The organism is Roseateles sp. P1_C6, from assembly GCF_056406315.1.
Genome location: NZ_JBFUAK010000005.1, coordinates 425251 through 439688 on the forward strand (window position 1 = coordinate 425251; position 14438 = coordinate 439688).

18 protein-coding genes are annotated in these 14438 nt (G+C 70.4%); 8 read left to right on the plus strand and 10 right to left on the minus strand.

The annotated features are described in order from the left end of the window. Nucleotides 1-2 precede the first annotated feature (2 nt). From AC1D29_RS13320 to AC1D29_RS13365, 10 genes are all read right to left on the minus strand, one after another. Complete coding sequence (locus AC1D29_RS13320) at nucleotides 3-842, minus strand: PhzF family phenazine biosynthesis protein (RefSeq protein ID WP_477898024.1); 840 nt, start codon at nucleotides 840-842, stop codon at nucleotides 3-5. Further along, nucleotides 835-1290 carry a GNAT family N-acetyltransferase gene (locus AC1D29_RS13325; protein ID WP_477898026.1) on the minus strand — a complete coding sequence of 152 codons (456 nt, stop codon included), beginning with the start codon at nucleotides 1288-1290 and terminating at the stop codon, nucleotides 835-837. Before AC1D29_RS13325 ends, AC1D29_RS13320 begins: the two co-directional genes overlap by 8 nt. 2 nt (nucleotides 1291-1292) lie before the next feature. After that, complete coding sequence (locus tag AC1D29_RS13330; protein WP_477898028.1) at nucleotides 1293-2015, minus strand: ABC transporter ATP-binding protein; 723 nt, start codon at nucleotides 2013-2015, stop codon at nucleotides 1293-1295. Then, nucleotides 2015-3922: a branched-chain amino acid ABC transporter ATP-binding protein/permease gene (locus AC1D29_RS13335; protein ID WP_477898030.1), complete on the minus strand. Its 1908-nt coding sequence runs from the start codon at nucleotides 3920-3922 to the stop codon at nucleotides 2015-2017. Before AC1D29_RS13335 ends, AC1D29_RS13330 begins: the two co-directional genes overlap by 1 nt. A 3-nt stretch (nucleotides 3923-3925) precedes the next feature. After that, nucleotides 3926-4801 (minus strand): branched-chain amino acid ABC transporter permease, encoded by an 876-nt coding sequence (locus AC1D29_RS13340; protein ID WP_477898032.1) that lies wholly within the window; start codon nucleotides 4799-4801, stop codon nucleotides 3926-3928. A gap of 15 nt (nucleotides 4802-4816) precedes the next feature. Then, a complete protein-coding gene (locus AC1D29_RS13345; RefSeq protein WP_477898034.1) occupies nucleotides 4817-6046 on the minus strand; it encodes an ABC transporter substrate-binding protein in 1230 nt (409 codons plus the stop codon). Between the two features lie 148 nt (nucleotides 6047-6194). Beyond that, the gene (locus AC1D29_RS13350) at nucleotides 6195-7403 is read right to left on the minus strand and encodes an aminotransferase-like domain-containing protein (RefSeq protein ID WP_477898036.1); all 1209 of its coding nucleotides are present in this window, start codon (nucleotides 7401-7403) and stop codon (nucleotides 6195-6197) included. A 28-nt stretch (nucleotides 7404-7431) separates the two neighbouring features. Continuing rightward, complete coding sequence (locus AC1D29_RS13355; protein ID WP_477898038.1) at nucleotides 7432-8127, minus strand: aspartate/glutamate racemase family protein; 696 nt, start codon at nucleotides 8125-8127, stop codon at nucleotides 7432-7434. Further along, nucleotides 8124-8414: a DUF2917 domain-containing protein gene (locus tag AC1D29_RS13360; protein ID WP_477898040.1), complete on the minus strand. Its 291-nt coding sequence runs from the start codon at nucleotides 8412-8414 to the stop codon at nucleotides 8124-8126. Before AC1D29_RS13360 ends, AC1D29_RS13355 begins: the two co-directional genes overlap by 4 nt. A gap of 15 nt (nucleotides 8415-8429) precedes the next feature. Beyond that, nucleotides 8430-9338: a DMT family transporter gene (locus AC1D29_RS13365; RefSeq protein WP_477898042.1), complete on the minus strand. Its 909-nt coding sequence runs from the start codon at nucleotides 9336-9338 to the stop codon at nucleotides 8430-8432. A gap of 73 nt (nucleotides 9339-9411) precedes the next feature. Here AC1D29_RS13365 and AC1D29_RS13370 point away from each other — a divergent pair, with 73 nt between their 5' ends. The 8 genes from AC1D29_RS13370 to AC1D29_RS13405 all read left to right on the plus strand — a co-directional run bounded on the left by AC1D29_RS13370 (nucleotide 9412) and on the right by AC1D29_RS13405 (nucleotide 14347). Then, nucleotides 9412-10854, plus strand: a complete 1443-nt coding sequence (locus tag AC1D29_RS13370) for an aminotransferase-like domain-containing protein (protein ID WP_477898044.1) — start codon at nucleotides 9412-9414, stop codon at nucleotides 10852-10854. 89 nt (nucleotides 10855-10943) lie between these two features. Beyond that, nucleotides 10944-11618, plus strand: coding sequence for a PEP-CTERM sorting domain-containing protein (locus AC1D29_RS13375; RefSeq protein ID WP_477898046.1), 675 nt, complete (start codon nucleotides 10944-10946; stop codon nucleotides 11616-11618). Further along, nucleotides 11615-11914 (plus strand): DUF6916 family protein, encoded by a 300-nt coding sequence (locus AC1D29_RS13380; RefSeq protein ID WP_477898047.1) that lies wholly within the window; start codon nucleotides 11615-11617, stop codon nucleotides 11912-11914. Before AC1D29_RS13375 ends, AC1D29_RS13380 begins: the two co-directional genes overlap by 4 nt. A 9-nt stretch (nucleotides 11915-11923) precedes the next feature. Continuing rightward, nucleotides 11924-12433 carry a phage tail protein gene (locus AC1D29_RS13385; protein ID WP_477898049.1) on the plus strand — a complete coding sequence of 170 codons (510 nt, stop codon included), beginning with the start codon at nucleotides 11924-11926 and terminating at the stop codon, nucleotides 12431-12433. A gap of 15 nt (nucleotides 12434-12448) precedes the next feature. Further along, nucleotides 12449-12964, plus strand: coding sequence for a phage tail protein (locus AC1D29_RS13390; RefSeq protein WP_477898051.1), 516 nt, complete (start codon nucleotides 12449-12451; stop codon nucleotides 12962-12964). 9 nt (nucleotides 12965-12973) lie between these two features. After that, nucleotides 12974-13492, plus strand: coding sequence for a phage tail protein (locus AC1D29_RS13395; RefSeq protein WP_477898053.1), 519 nt, complete (start codon nucleotides 12974-12976; stop codon nucleotides 13490-13492). Nucleotides 13493-13499: 7 nt separating this feature from the next. Next, nucleotides 13500-13991 (plus strand): GNAT family N-acetyltransferase, encoded by a 492-nt coding sequence (locus AC1D29_RS13400; protein ID WP_477898055.1) that lies wholly within the window; start codon nucleotides 13500-13502, stop codon nucleotides 13989-13991. Continuing rightward, complete coding sequence (locus tag AC1D29_RS13405) at nucleotides 13988-14347, plus strand: DUF6916 family protein (protein ID WP_477898057.1); 360 nt, start codon at nucleotides 13988-13990, stop codon at nucleotides 14345-14347. Before AC1D29_RS13400 ends, AC1D29_RS13405 begins: the two co-directional genes overlap by 4 nt. Nucleotides 14348-14438 lie beyond the last annotated feature (91 nt).

A 14438-nucleotide genomic window follows, 5' to 3' on the forward strand; every position in this document is an offset into this window, starting at 1 on the left:
GGTCACAGCCGCACCTGGCCGTGGATCAACGGGGTCACGTCGCCGCCGATCCAGGTCGCCTCGGCGTCACGCGTCACATGCACGCGACCCGCGCGGCCCAGCGCGGCGCCCTGTGCGGCGATGTAGCGGTCGCCCGCGAGGCCGGCCTCTTGCAGCCACAGCGCCAGGCCGGCGTTGAGGCTGCCGGTGACCGGGTCTTCCGGGATGCCGAGGTCGGGCACGAAGGCGCGCACCTCGAACTGCCATTCGCCGCCGGGCGGCTGGGCACCGACGACGCCGAGCTTCAGGCCTTGCATCGCCATGAAGTCGGGCTGCAGCGCCCGCACGGCGGCCGCATCGGGCAGGCGGGCCACCATCCAGCCGGGGCCGTTGTCGACCCAGACCAGGTCGAGCAAGGCCTCGGGGGCGATGCGCAGGGACGCAATGGCTTGCGCGCGCCCGGGCGCATCGACCGGGCCGCTGCGCTTCAGCGGCGGCGCGGCGAAGGCCAGGCGGGCGCCGTCGCGCTTCACGCGCACGAGGCCGATGGCGCATTGCTGCACGACCTCACCCGGGCGTTTCGTGTCGCCGCCGCTGGCCAGGAAGGCATGGGCGCTGCCCAGCGTCGGGTGGCCCGCGAAAGGCAGCTCGCCGCCGGGCGTGAAGATGCGCACGCGGTAGTCGGCCGCTGGGTCGGTGGGCGGCAGCAGGAAGGTGGTTTCGGACAGGTTGGTCCAGCGCGCGAACGCGGCCATCTCGTCGTCGACCAGCCCAGCGCCATCGACGACGACCGCGAGCGCGTTGCCCTTCAGCGGCGTGGCGGTGAAGACGTCGACTTGGACGAAGCGGCGCAGTTCAGGCATCGGCGGGAGGTGGTGCGGTCAGGAGGTAGATCCCCGGCCGCACGACCTCCATGCCGCGGTCCGGCTTCGCCAGCGGCTTGAAGCCGTGGCGGGCATACAGCGGATGGGCGTCTCGCGTGAACAGCATGAAGCGGCGCAAGCCTTGCAGGTCCGGGTGGGCGAGCAGCGATTGAACCATCCAATCGGCCAGCCCCTGGCCCCTGTGGGCTTCGAGCACATAAACGTCGCAGAGGTAGGCGAAGGTCGTGCGGTCCGTGACGACGCGGGCAAAGCCGACCTGGCCTGCGCCATCGGCATGCAGCGCGATGCACAGCGAGTGCTGGATGGCCCGCTCGACGAGTGCGAGCGGGATGCCTTCGCACCAGTAGGCCGTCGTCAGGAAGGCGTGGGCCGCGACGGCGTCGATGTCCTCGGCGGCAAAGCCGAGGCGGTAGCGGCCCCGCTGCACGCTCAGTGGCCGCCGCCCAGGTAGGCGGCTTGCACGGCGGGGTCGTTGCGCAGCTTCTCGGCCGGGCCGTGCACGGCGATGCGACCGTTCTCCAGCACATAGCCGTAGTCGGCCACGCGCAGCGCGGCGGCGGCGAACTGCTCGACCAGCAGCATGGTCACGCCGCGCGCCTTCAGGCTTTCGATGATGCGAAAGACTTCCTCGACAAGGATGGGCGCCAGCCCCATGGACGGCTCGTCCAGCAACACGACCTCGGGATTGAGCATGGTCGCGCGCGCCATGGCCAGCATCTGCTGCTCGCCACCGGACAGCGTGCCGGCCAGTTGCATGCGGCGCTCCTTCAAGCGCGGGAACAGCTCCATCGCCCGCTCCAGGTCGCCCTCGACGTCGCCCTTGGGCCGCGCGCCCGTGTAGCGCGGGAAGGCGCCCAGGCGCAGGTTGTCGGTGACGGTCATGGTCGCGAACACGCGCCGGCCTTCGGGCGAATGCGCAAGGCCTTGGCGGGCGATGTGATAGCTCTCCAGCCCATCGATGCGCTTGCCGTTCAGCGTGATCTCGCCGCCCGTGGGCGCGATCATCCCGGAGACCGCGCGCATGGTGGTCGTCTTGCCGGCGCCGTTGGAGCCGATCAGCGTGACGACCTTGCCCTTGGGCACTTCCAGCGAGATGCCGTGCAACACCTCGACCTTGCCGTAGCCGGCTTGCAGGTTCTTGATCGCGAGCATCAGGAGCCCCCCAGATAGGCTTCGATGACTTTTTCGTTGGCCTGCACCTCGGCGGGCAGGCCCTCGGCGATCTTCTGGCCGAAGTCCAGCACGGAGACGCGATCGCACAGGCTCATGACGACGTCCATGTGGTGCTCGATGAGGATGACGGTGACGCCGGCGCCGCGGATCTTGCGGATGATCTCCAGCAGCTCCTTGATGTCGGGCGCGGTCAGGCCGGCGGCAGGCTCGTCCAGCAGCAGCAGCTGCGGGTCCAGCGCGAGGGCGCGGGCGATCTCCAGCAGGCGCTGCTTGCCGTAGGGCAGGTTGCGCGCTTCTTCGGATGCCAGCGCACCCAGGCCGACAAAGTCCAGCAGCGCATGCGCGCGGCCGCGCTGCTCGCGCTCCTCGCGCAGGTAGCGCGGCAGGTGCAAGGCCACGTCGATGAGGTTGCTCTTGAAGCTGTGGTGCAGGCCAACCAGCACGTTCTGCAGCGCCGTCATCTCGCCGAACAGCTGCACGTTCTGGAAGGTGCGCGCGATGCCCGACAGCGCGATGTCCGACGACGTGCGGCCGTTGACCGTGTTGCCGGCAAAGACCACCGTGCCGGCGGTGGGCTGGTAGATGCCCGTCAGCACGTTCATCATCGTGCTCTTGCCGGAGCCGTTCGGGCCGATCAGGCCGTGGATGCTGCCGCGCTGCACGACCAGGTCGACGTCGTTCAGCGCCTTCAGGCCGCCGAACTGCATCAACACATTGCTGGCCTTCAGCAGCTCAGCCTCGCCCTGGGTGCTGGCGCGGGTCAGCGCGGCTGCGGCGGTGCCGCCCTCGTCGCGCTCGTGCTTCATCTTCAGGTTCAGCGCGTTGCGCACGAAGCCGACGATGCCGTCCTGCAGGTAGTAGACGACGAACAGCGTGATGAGGCCGAAGATGGACAGGCGCCAGTCGGTCATCGTCTCCAGCTTGAAGGACACGGCTGCCAGCGCGATGCTGCCGACGACCGGGATGGCCGCCGCCTCCTTGGTCAGCTTGCCGCGCTTCAGGCCCACGGCCACCGAGGCGGCGACGACGACGGCCAGCACGACCGCGCCGGTGCGGAACATCTGCAGGTCGTCCAGCAGCTTGGGCAGCATGACGATGATGGCCGCGCCCAGCAGCGCGCCGGTGCGCGTCTTGCGGCCGCCCATGATGACGGCCAGCAGGAACATCACCGTCAGCTCGAAGTTGTAGGTGTTGGGGCTGATGTACTGCTCGGAGTAGGCGTACAGCGAGCCCGCCAGGCCGGCCAGCGCGGCCGAGATGACGAAGGCATAGACCTTGTAGCGGTAGACCGAGACGCCCATGCAGTCCGACGCGACCGGGCTGCCGCGCAGCGCCTCGAAGGCGCGGCCCAGCTGCGAGTGCAGCACGCGGTGCACGAAGATCAGCGACGCGATCAGGCAGGCCAGCACCAGCCAGTAGTACTCGGTCTCGTCCAGCGGGTGGCCGAACATGGACGGCTTGGTCAGCGTGATGCCCATCGGGCCTTCCGTCAGGAAGGTCATCTCGTTGATGAGGATCTGGATGATGGTGCCGAAGGCCAGCGTCACCATGGCCAGGTACGGCCCCGTCACGCGCAGCGCCGGCAGCGCCAGCAGCACGCCGAACACGGCACTGACGCCGATGGCCGCCGGCAGCGTGACCCACAGCGGCGCGCTGAGCTTGAGCACCAGCGTGCCGGCGGTGTACGCGCCAATGCCGAAAAGACCCGCGTGACCCAGCGACACCTGGCCGGTGTAGCCGACGACGATGTCCAGGCCGAACAGCACGATCGCGTAGATCATGATGGTCTCGACCAGGTGGATGTAGTACGGGTTGCCGGAGGCGAGCGGGAAGACAGCGCAGGCGGCAATGGCCGCGGCACCCAGGATCAGTTTCTTGAGGTTCAAGGCTCAGACCTTCTTGATGGCAGTCTTGCCGAACAGCCCTGCGGGCTTCACCGCCAGCACGATCAGCAGCAGCACGAGGCCGGGGACGTCCTTGTAGCCGGTGGAGAGGTAAAAGCCCGTCGTCGTCTCGGCCACGCCCAGGATGATGCCGCCCAGGATGATGCCCATGCCGCTGGTCAGGCCGCCGATGATGGCCACGGCGAAGGCCTTCAGGCCGAGCACCGCGCCCATCGTGGCGCCGGTCAGCGTCAGCGGCGCGATCAGCACGCCAGCGAAGGCCGCGCTCAGCGACGACAGCGCGTACGAGAACGTGATGACCAGGCCGGTGTTGATGCCCATCAGCTTGGCGGCGTCGCGGTCGTTGAAGGTCGCGACGACCGCCTTGCCGTAGATGGATTTGCGGTTGAACACCTCGACGGCCAGCATCATGCCGACAGCGCCGACGATGACCAGGATCTCCATCGGCAGCACGTTGGCGCCGAGGAATTTCATCGGTGCCTCGGGCAGCGGCGACGGGAACTTCAGGTCGTCACGGCCCCAGACGTTCTCGGCCACGTTCTTGAAGATGATGCCCAACGCGATGGTGGACATGATCCAGCCGAACTCGCTCTTGATCTTCAGCGCCGGCCGCACGCCGATGCGCTCGACGACCGCACCCTGCACGGCACCGAACAGGCAGACGATGGGGATCATCAGCCAGTAGTTGACGCCCAGCCCGACCAGGCTCAACCCGACCAGGGCGCCGAGCATCAGCGCGTCGCCCTGGCCGAAGTTGAGGGTGTCACTGGTCGCGAAGGTCAGCTGGTAGCCGAAGGCGATGACGGCGTAGATCATGCCCAGCGCAATGCCGCTGAACACGAGCTGGGTCAGGATCTGCATGTCCGCGCTCGCTTCTTATTGACGCTTCTTCTGCTCGATGGCGCCCTTGGCGTTGACGTCCTTCACGCGCACCTCGGAGGCCTTCTTGAAGTCCTCGGGGTAGGCATAGACGACGCGCTGGCCCTTGACCTCACCGAACACCGGGATGTTGGCCGTGATGGCCTCGTGGTCGGTCTTGGAGAAGGGCTTGTTGTAGGTCGTCACGACGCCGTCGACGGGCGTCTTCAGGTCCTCCAGCGCGGCCTTGATCTTGGGGCCGTCGGTGGCGCCGGCCTGCTTGATGGCCGCGGCCAGCAGATAGATGGAGTCGTAGCCCTGGGCCGCGGACACCGGCGAGTCAATGCGCGAGTTCTTCGGGTTGAAGGTCTTCAGGTAATTGATGATGAAGCTCTGGCGCTTCGGGGTCGTGGGCTCCTGGATGAAGGTCTGCGGCATGCGCGCGCCCTCGCCGCCGGGGCCGGCGTTGTCGATGTAGTTGGCCATGGACAGCGTCCACGAGCCGATCATCGGCACCTTCCAGCCCAGCTTGGTCATGCCGTTGGCGATCTGCGCCAGCTCGGGGCCGATGCCGTAGGTCAGCACGGCTTCGGCGCCGGCTTCCTTGGCCTTCAGCAACTGGGCCGTCATGTCGACGTCCTTGATGTTGAACTTCTCGACGGCGACCGGCGTGATGCCCTTGAGCTTGAGCGCGGCCTCCAGGTCGGCGCGGCCCAGCTGGCCGTAGTTGGTGCTGTCGGCCAGGATGGCAACCTTCTTGAAGCCGCGGCGGGTCACGGCCTCTTCCACGATCATCGGCGCCTGGATGGAGTCATGCGCCGCGTTGCGGAAGATGTAGTTGTCGGGTTGGTCCTTGAACTGCAGCGTGACGGCCGAGCCGGTGGCCACGTTGTTCATGACCGGGATCTTGGCGTCCTGGTAGAAACGCTGCGAGGCCAGGGCCACGCCGGTGTTGATGTAGCCGACCGTGGCGGCGACCTTTTCCTTGTTGATGAGCTCCTGGGCGATCTGCACGCCGCGCTCGTTCTTGGCTTCATCGTCGCGCTCGATGAGCTGCAACTGGCGGCCCAGCACGCCGCCGGCCTTGTTGATCTCGTCGGCCGCCAGGCGCACGCCATCGCGCATGCTGACGCCCATTGACGACGAACCGCCGGTGAAGGGGCCTGCGACGCCGATCTTGATCGGATCGGCCGCCTGGGCGCCCATTGCAAAAGCCGCTGCGGCCACCGCTGTCCAAACCTGCTTCATCGTTGCCTCGTCTGTCGTTATGCGATCCACCCCGGCGTCTTTGCCGGGGGCCGACTGCATACGATGCCAGAGCGGCAACGAATTGGGGATATGGAAACCCGGGAAGCAGGTAAAGGCCAGGGCTTCAGCTATGTGTCAGGCTGGAGGATTAGGGCGCGGGTTCCGTCACCAGCTCCAGCGCCTCGTGCAGCAGGCGGCCCAGCTTCTCGACGCCGTCGCGGATCAGGTCCGGCGTCAGCGTGACGAACGACAGGCGCAGCGTGCGCGCATCAGGTTGGTGCGCGTAGAAGGCCGCGCCGGGCACGTAGGCGATGCCGGCCTCCACCGCCTGCGGCAGCAAGGCCATCGCGTCCAGGCCCTCGGGCAGGCGGATCCAGAAGAACATGCCGCCCTGCGGCGACAGGTACTCGCAGCCGGCGGGCAGGTGCTGCCGCAGCGCCTCGGCCATCGCGTCGCGGTTGGCCTTGTATAGCGCGCGGATGGACGGCACATGGCGGTCCAGGAAACCATCGCGGATGACCTCGTGGACGACCCGCTGGTTGAAGCCGGGCGTGTGCAGGTCGGCGGCCTGCTTCGCCTGCAGCAGCTTGGGGTACAGCTCGGGCGGCGCGATGAGATAACCCAGGCGGAAGCCCGGCGTCAGCACCTTGGAAAACGATCCCAGGTACAGCGAACCCTCGGGCCACAGGCTGGACAGCGCGTTGGGCGGCGGCTCGTCGAACCACAGGTCGCCGTAGGGGTTGTCCTCGACGATGGGCACGCCGGCGCGGCGCGCGGCCTCGACGACGTCCACACGGCGCTGGGCACCCATGACGCGGCCGGTCGGGTTCTGGTAGTTGGGCAGCAGATAGCTGAAGCGCGTGCCCGGCGCGTCATGCGGTAGCGCGGCAATCGCCTCAGGGCGTGGGCCCTGGTCGTCGCTGGCCAGGCTGGCGAAGATGGGCTCAAAGGGCGTGAAGGCCTGCAGCGCCCCCAGGTAGGTGGGTGTCTCGACGGCCACCGGCGCGCCGGCGTCGCAGAGGATCTTGCCGACCAGGTCCAGGCCCTGCTGCGAGCCGCTGGTGATGAGCACCTGGTCGGGCGAGACCGTCATGCCCAGCGTCGCCACGCGCGCCGCCACCCACTCGCGCAGCGGCGCGAAGCCCTCGCTGGCCGCGTACTGCAAGGCCTCGCGCGGGTTCTGGGTCAGCACGCGGTCGCAGGCGGCCTTCAGCGCGTCGACCGGGAAGGTGTCGGCGCTGGGCAGGCCGCCGGCCATGGACAGGATGCCCGGCTTCTCGGTGACCTTGAGGATCTCGCGAATGATGGACGGGTTCATCCGCGCGGCGCGGCGCGCTTGGGTCCAGACGGTGCTCATGATGGAGTTACAGGGGATTTCAAAGGAGTCAGCCTAGCATCCAGTCGACCGCGGCGCGGGCCTGCAAGTCGGTGGAATCGAACAGCGGCAACGCTGCGTCGGAGCCGGCGGGCAGCAACAGGCCCAGCTCGGTGCAGCCGAGGATCACCGCCTGCGCACCGCGTTCGGCCAGCGCGGCGACCTGGGCGCACAGGGTCTCGCGCGACGCCGGCTCGAAGCGGCCACGGCACAGCTCTTCATAGATGAAGCGGTGCACCTCGGCGCGGCCGGGCTCGTCGGGGGTGATGACTTCGATGCCGAAGCGTTCCCTCATCCGGTCGCGGTAGAAGCCCTGCTCCATCGTGAAGCGCGTGGCCAGCAGCCCGGCCCGCTTCACGCCCGCCGCGCGCAGCGCCTCCGCCGTCGCGTCGACGATGTGCAGCACCGGCAGGCCTGCCGCGCGCTCGACCTCGGCGGCGACCCGGTGCATGGTGTTGGTCGCGATCAGCAGCGCCTCGGCACCGGCGCGCTTCAGGCCGGCGGCGGCGTCACCCAGCACGCGCGCCGCCTGGGCCCAGTCGCCGGCTGACTGCAGCGCGGCGATGGGCGCGAAGTCGACGCTGTGCAGCACCAGCTGCGCGCTGTGCAGGCCGCCGAGCCGCGCGGCGACGCCGCGGTTGATCAGCGCGTACAGGTGCTGGGTGGACTCCCAGCTCATGCCGCCCAGGATGCCCAGCGTTCTCATGCGCCGGCCAGCGTCAGTCGCCAGCCCCGGGCCGGCGTCGATGCCGCGCGCCGGCTGGGTGCCGGCTGCAGCAGCTGGAACGACGCCTCGGGCCAGGCCTCGACGACGGCCTCCTGCCCGGCGTGCAGCGTCAGGCCTTCGCCGGCGCCCAGCCAGTGGTCGGCGGTGCCGCCGGTCACGGTCAGCCACAGCCGGCCACTCGTGACGACCAGGCGGCGCGGCGCGCGGGCGGCGGCCAGCGTCAGCGCCTGGTCGGGCGCGAGCCGGGTCGTGAATGTGTCGTTCATGGCGAGCCTCCTTCTTCAGTTCACGGGTTGCCGCTTGCCCAGCCACACGACCGCGATGACGGCGGCGGCGAAGACCACGGTCATCGCGTCCAGCCGTTCACCCAGCAAGGGCACCGCGAACAGCATGGACAGGAAAGGCTGCAGCACCTGCACCTGGCTGACGCGCATCGTGCCGCCCAGCGCCAGACCGCGGTACCAGGCGAAAAAGCCGATCCACATCGAGAACAGCGACACATAGGCGAAGCCGGCCCAGGCCGAGGGCGCCACGGCGGCGACCGGCCGCGTCAGCACCGCCAGCGGCACGGTGATGGGCAGGCTGATGACCAGCACCCAGCAGATCACCTGCTCGGCCGACATGCTGGCCGACAGCCGGGCGCCGCTGACATAGCCCGCCGACGCGCAGACCACCGCGCCCAGCAGCAGCCCGTCCGCCATCTCCAGCCCGCCCGCGCCGCGCCAGGCCGCGAAGCCCACCACCAGCGCCAGTCCCACCAGCGCGCAAGCCCAGAAGCCCGCGCTGGGCCGCTGGCGCAGCGCCAGCGCGGCGATGACGGCCGTGGCCAGCGGCAGCACGCCGGACACGACGGCCGCATGCACGGCGTCCACATGGCGAACGGCCAGGCCCGACAGCAGCGGCCAGCCGAACACCACGCCGCCAGCCGTGAAGGCCAACAGCCGCCATTCGCCGCCGCGCGGGCGGCGCGCGCCGGTGGCGGCCAGGTAGGCCAGCGACAGCAGGCCGGCGACGACGGCGCGACCGAAGGCCACAAAGGCCGGGTCCAGCTGCGGCGCCGCGACGCTGCCACCGGCCAGCCGCGTCATCGGGATGCTGAGCGCGAACATGACGACGCCGGCCAGACCGAGCAGCAGACCACGCGTCGCGTCGGACGCCGTGGTGGTGGGGATGGAGATTGACCCTGACATGCACTCAGTCTAGGCACAGCAACCGATACAGAACCAGTACAGTCAACCCACCAGACCACGAATCTGTATTGCCATGCCCACCGGTACACCCCCGCCCCTGCTGCGCGACGCCAGCCAGCCGCTGGCCGGCCAGCTGGCCGAGCGCTACGCCCACCGCATCCGCGAGCGGCTGCTGCTGCCGGGCGCCCGCCTGCCTTCCGTGCGCGACTGCGCGCGCCAGCACGGCGTCAGCCCGCACACCGTCGTCGCCGCCTATGACCAGTTGCAGGCGGCCGGGCTGCTGGAGGCGCGCCGCCAGCGCGGCTTCTTCGTGCGCGAGACCCGGCCCGCGCCGACCGCCACGCGCAGCGCCCGGCCGACGGCCAGCATGCCGCGCCAGGCGCCGGTGGATGCGACAGCGCTGATCCGCGGCATGTTCGAAGCCGACGCCGCGCGCTCACCGGGCCTGGGCACGCTGCCGGCGGACTGGCTGGACCCGGCGCTGCTGCAGTCCGCGCTGCGCCGGCTGCACAGCGCGGAGTCCCAGGCCGTGCAGGTCAGCTACGGCGACCCCAGCGGCGACACGCGGCTGCGCGCGGCGCTGGTGCAGCGCCTGGGCGACCTGGGCATCCACGCCAGCCCGGCGCAGATCCTGACCACCCACGGCGCGACGCATGCGCTGGACCTCATCATCCGCACGCAGCTGCAGGCCGGCGACGCGGTGCTGGTGGACGACCCCGGCTGGGCCATCATGTTCGCGCGGTTGACGCAGGCCGGCATCCGGCTGCTGCCGGTACCGCGCGGCGCCCGCGGGCCCGACCTGGACGTGCTCGCTGCGCTGGCCGCCCAGCATGCGCCGCGCGCCTACCTGACCGTGTCGGTGCTGCACAACCCGACCGGCCACAGCCTCAACCTCGCCGACGCGCACAAGCTGCTGCGCCTGGCCGACGAGCACGACTTCTTCATCGTCGAGGACGACAGCTACGGCTTCCTCGCGGCCGAGCATGTGCCCCGCCTGGCGGCGCTGGACGGGCTGCGCCGCGTGACCTACGTGTCGGGCTTCTCCAAGGTGCTGACGCCGGCCTGGCGCGTGGGCTACCTGGCCGCGGCGCCCGAACGGCTGCGCGCGCTGACCGACGTCAAGCTGCTGGACGGGCTGACCAGCTCGCCGGTGCTGGAGCGCGCCGTTGCGCTGTGCCTGGAGCAGGGCCGCCTGCGCCGCCATGCGCAGCGGCTGCGCGAGCGCCTGGCGCAGGCGCGCCAACGCGTCGCGGCGCTGGCGGACAAGCAGGGCTTCACGTGGGCCGCGCCACCCGACGGTTTGTTCGGCTGGCTGGACGTGGGCGTGGACACCGAGCGCGTCGCGCAACCGCTGCTGGACGCCGGCTGGCTGACCGCGCCGGGCGCCCTCTTCAGCGCGACGCGCGCGCCCGGTTCGCTGATGCGCATCAACATGGCCACGGCGCAGGACCCGGCCTTCTGGCGCCAGTTGCGCGCGAGCGTGGACGACATCCGGGGCCGCACAACGCCCCCCTAGCTTGCTCCCCCTCATTCACGGGTCGGCCCCCTGGCGTCACGTCGGTACAGCGAGTCCACTGGCTCGCCTGACAACGCACGGGAGGCGCCATGCCCAACCAGCGGTTCCGTCTCCACCACCTGCTCGGTGGTCTCTCCCTGGCCCTGGCGTCGCTCGCCGCGCAGGCCGATTTCGCCAGCGACATCACGGTGAAGCTCCTCGCGCCGGGCGGTTTCCCGTCCGATAGCACGCCGATCGCGCTGTCGCAGACCGTCACCGTCGCCAACCTCGCCGACGGCGTGCTCGCCGGCAATCTGGGCGGCACCGGCGTCATCAGCGTCGCCATGCTGGACAACGAACGGGTCTCCTTCGTCGGCAATGCCATCCACATCCGCGCCGGCGTGGGCGACTCGACGGGCGGCATCTGGACGACGGGCTACCTGGGCAGCGGCGGCAATCAGGCACGCTACGAGATCAGCGGTCTGTCCATCACCGGCCAGGCCATCACCGGGTTCTCCGTCTACGCCTTCGACGGCTACGCGACCTCGGGCACCACCGGCCTGCTCAGCCCCGCCGACCCCACCGGCTTGGTGCAGCTGTCGGGCGGCAACACCGTCAGCTTCAACCTGGACAGCCTGGTGTTCATGCACCGCGCCGGTGGCGAGAGCGACAGCTACGCCGAGTTCCGCATCGACCTGCTGACGACGCCCGTGCCCGAGCCGGCCACGTGGCTGCTGCTCGCCGGTGGCTTGCTGCTGCTGCGCCGCCGGGCCCACACGCCATGACGCAAGCCGCTCTCTTCACGCTGGACCACTTCCAGCCGCTGGTCGGCAGCCGCTTCACGCTGCGGCTGGACGACACCGCCGAAGTGCCGGCCCAGCTCGTCGAGGCCCGCCCCGGCCGCGGCGGCGCGCCGCAGGGCCGCCAGCCCTTCAGCCTGACCTTCGAGGCCCCGCCCGAGCCGGCGCTGCCGCAGCGCATCTACCGGCTAGAGCACCCGCAGCTCGACGCGATGGACATCTTCCTCGTGCCCGTGGCCCGCACCGCCGCCGGCCTGCACTACGAAGCCGTGTTCGGCTAGGAGACCCCAATGTCCGATCCCTTCCTCGGTGAACTCAAGTTGATGAGCTTCGGCTACGCGCCCAAAGGCTGGGCGCTGTGCAACGGCCAGCTGCTGCCCATCAACCAGAACCAGGCCTTGTTCGCGCTGCTGGGCACGACCTATGGCGGCGACGGACGCGTCACCTTCGCGCTGCCCGACCTGCGCGGCCGCGCGCCGCTGCACCGCAGCGTCGACGTGACGCTGGGCGAGAGAGCGGGCCAGGAGGCCGTCACGCTGACGGCGGGCCAGATGCCCGCGCACACGCACACGCTGACCGCCACCAGCGACCTCGCCAACGCCGGCGTGCCGGGCGGTGCCGTGCCGGCGGCCAAACCGCGTGGCGGCATCAACCGCTACGGGCCGGTGGGCAGCGACACGGTCATGGGGCCCAGTTCGCTGGCCACCAGCGGCGGCAGCCAGCCCCACCCCAACATGCAGCCGTTCACGGTGCTGAACTGGGTCATCGCGATGCAGGGCATCTTCCCCAGCCGCGACTGAACGAGGAGAGTCCCGATGTCCAACCCCTACGTGGGCGAAATCCGCCTCTTCGCCGGCAACTTCGCACCCGCCGGCTGGATGCTCTGCCAGGGCCAGCTGCTGTCCATCGCCGAGAACGAGGTGCTGTTCCAGCTGATCGGCACGACCTACGGCGGCGACGGCCAGAGCACGTTCGCGCTGCCCGACCTGCGCGGCCGCGTGCCCGTGCACCAGGGCCAGGGGCCGGGGCTGTCACCGAGAACACTGGGCGAGACGGGCGGCACGGAGACCATCACGCTGCTGGGCGGCCAGTTGCCCGCGCACACGCACGCCCTGCATGCCAGCACGGCCGCCGCCACCGGCACGGCGCCGGGCGGGGCGCTGCTGGCGGCCACCAGCGTCGCCAGCTACGACCCGGGCGCCGCCGCGACGGCGATGGCGGCGGGCGCCGTCGGCAGCGCGGGCGGCACCCAGCCGCACGACAACATGGCGCCGACGCTGGTGGTGAGCCACATCATCTCGTTGTTCGGCATCTTCCCGTCGCAAGCCTGAGGAGCAGACATGTCCGACCCCTTCGTCGCCGAGATCCGTGTGCTGCCCTTCAACTTCGCGCCGCGCGGCTGGGCCAACTGCGACGGCCAGCTGATGCCGATCTCCCAGAACACCGCCCTCTTCTCGCTGATCGGCACCTACTACGGTGGCGACGGCAAAAGCAACTTCGCGCTGCCCAACCTGGGCGGGCGCTTCGCGATGGGCCCGGGCCAGGGCGCCGGCCTCAGCCCGCGCGACCTGGGCGAGACCACCGGCCAGGCCAGCGTGGCGCTGATCGCCAGCGAAATGCCCGGCCACAGCCACGGCCTGCGTGCCGGCAGCTCGCCCGGGTCGACAAGCCCGGCCGGCAACGTGATGGCGCCGACCGCCACCGGCGGCGTGGTCTACCGCGCACCCGGCGCGCCGGCCGTCATGGCCGGGGCGGCGATCAGCCCCGCCGGCGCCGGCCAGCCGCACGAGAACCGCCAGCCCTATCTGGCGCTGACCTTCTGCATCGCGCTGCAAGGCATCTTCCCGCCGCGCAGCTGACCCCGCCATGGACTTTCGCCTGCGCACCGCAACGCCCGCCGACGAGGCCTGGCAGCTGCTCATCTACGCCGGCACGCGCGCCGACGAGATGGCGCTGACGGGCTGGCCGCGCGCGCAGTGCGAGGCCTTCGTGGCCCAGCAGCACCGCGCGCAGCAGCAGCACTACGCACGTCACTTCGCGCGCTCCGTCTGCCAGCTGATCCTGGTCGGCGACGCGGTGGCCGGTCGGCTGTGGGTGGACGCGCGCGCCGACCGGCTGCACATCCTGGACATCGCGCTGCTGCCCGGCTGGCGCGGCCGCGGCCTGGGCACGCGCTGCCTGCAGTCGCTGGCCGCTGATGGCCGATCGCTGGGCATCCAGGTCGAAATACACAACCCCGCCCGGCGGCTCTACGAGCGGTTGGGCTTTGTCGCCGAGGGCGCGCCCCAGGGCCTGTACCAGGCCATGTTCAGACCCGCCGGCGCCCACAGCCCGCAACCCGAGGAGTGCCTGCCGTGATCAACAAGCGCGATTTCCTGAAGGGCGGCGCAACCGCCCTCGTCACCAGCGCCGGCACGACCGCGGCGCTGGCCGCCGTGCGCCCAAGCCTGGGTGGCCAGGCCGGCCTGGCGAGCTGGCAGGCCCATGTCGGCCAGCGTTTCGAGGTGGACGGCCACGCGGTCACGCTGGTGGCCGCCGAGGCGCGCGCCGGCCGCCAGCCGGGCGAGCAGTTCAGTCTGCGCTTCTGCGGCGAGCTGCCGGCCACCGTGGGCGACGGCATCCATCGGCTCAGCCAGGACGGCGCGGCCCAGGCGCTGTACCTGGCACGCACGCCGCAGGGCCTGCGCGCCGACTTCTGCCGCCTGCGGGGCTGACCAGAAAAAGGTCACGCCCACGCGCGTTTCTTCGCCGGTCGGCCCGAGGGCTGGCGGCAGAATCCGCGCCGGATCGCCAGCGGGTGGCGTT

Bases quoted from the DNA above. Each gene is read 5' to 3' on its own strand.
- AC1D29_RS13400 (WP_477898055.1), top strand. From the start codon at position 13,500: ATGGACTTTCGCCTGCGCACCGCAACGCCCGCCGACGAGGCCTGGCAG.
- AC1D29_RS13350 (WP_477898036.1), bottom strand. From the start codon at position 7,403: ATGAGCACCGTCTGGACCCAAGCGCGCCGCGCCGCGCGGATGAACCCG.
- AC1D29_RS13390 (WP_477898051.1), top strand. From the start codon at position 12,449: ATGTCCAACCCCTACGTGGGCGAAATCCGCCTCTTCGCCGGCAACTTC.
- AC1D29_RS13360 (WP_477898040.1), bottom strand. From the start codon at position 8,414: ATGAACGACACATTCACGACCCGGCTCGCGCCCGACCAGGCGCTGACG.
- AC1D29_RS13370 (WP_477898044.1), top strand. From the start codon at position 9,412: ATGCCCACCGGTACACCCCCGCCCCTGCTGCGCGACGCCAGCCAGCCG.
- AC1D29_RS13320 (WP_477898024.1), bottom strand. From the start codon at position 842: ATGCCTGAACTGCGCCGCTTCGTCCAAGTCGACGTCTTCACCGCCACG.
- AC1D29_RS13385 (WP_477898049.1), top strand. From the start codon at position 11,924: ATGTCCGATCCCTTCCTCGGTGAACTCAAGTTGATGAGCTTCGGCTAC.
- AC1D29_RS13355 (WP_477898038.1), bottom strand. From the start codon at position 8,127: ATGAGAACGCTGGGCATCCTGGGCGGCATGAGCTGGGAGTCCACCCAG.
- AC1D29_RS13375 (WP_477898046.1), top strand. From the start codon at position 10,944: ATGCCCAACCAGCGGTTCCGTCTCCACCACCTGCTCGGTGGTCTCTCC.
- AC1D29_RS13340 (WP_477898032.1), bottom strand. From the start codon at position 4,801: ATGCAGATCCTGACCCAGCTCGTGTTCAGCGGCATTGCGCTGGGCATG.
- AC1D29_RS13380 (WP_477898047.1), top strand. From the start codon at position 11,615: ATGACGCAAGCCGCTCTCTTCACGCTGGACCACTTCCAGCCGCTGGTC.
- AC1D29_RS13365 (WP_477898042.1), bottom strand. From the start codon at position 9,338: ATGTCAGGGTCAATCTCCATCCCCACCACCACGGCGTCCGACGCGACG.
- AC1D29_RS13330 (WP_477898028.1), bottom strand. From the start codon at position 2,015: ATGCTCGCGATCAAGAACCTGCAAGCCGGCTACGGCAAGGTCGAGGTG.
- AC1D29_RS13345 (WP_477898034.1), bottom strand. From the start codon at position 6,046: ATGAAGCAGGTTTGGACAGCGGTGGCCGCAGCGGCTTTTGCAATGGGC.
- AC1D29_RS13395 (WP_477898053.1), top strand. From the start codon at position 12,974: ATGTCCGACCCCTTCGTCGCCGAGATCCGTGTGCTGCCCTTCAACTTC.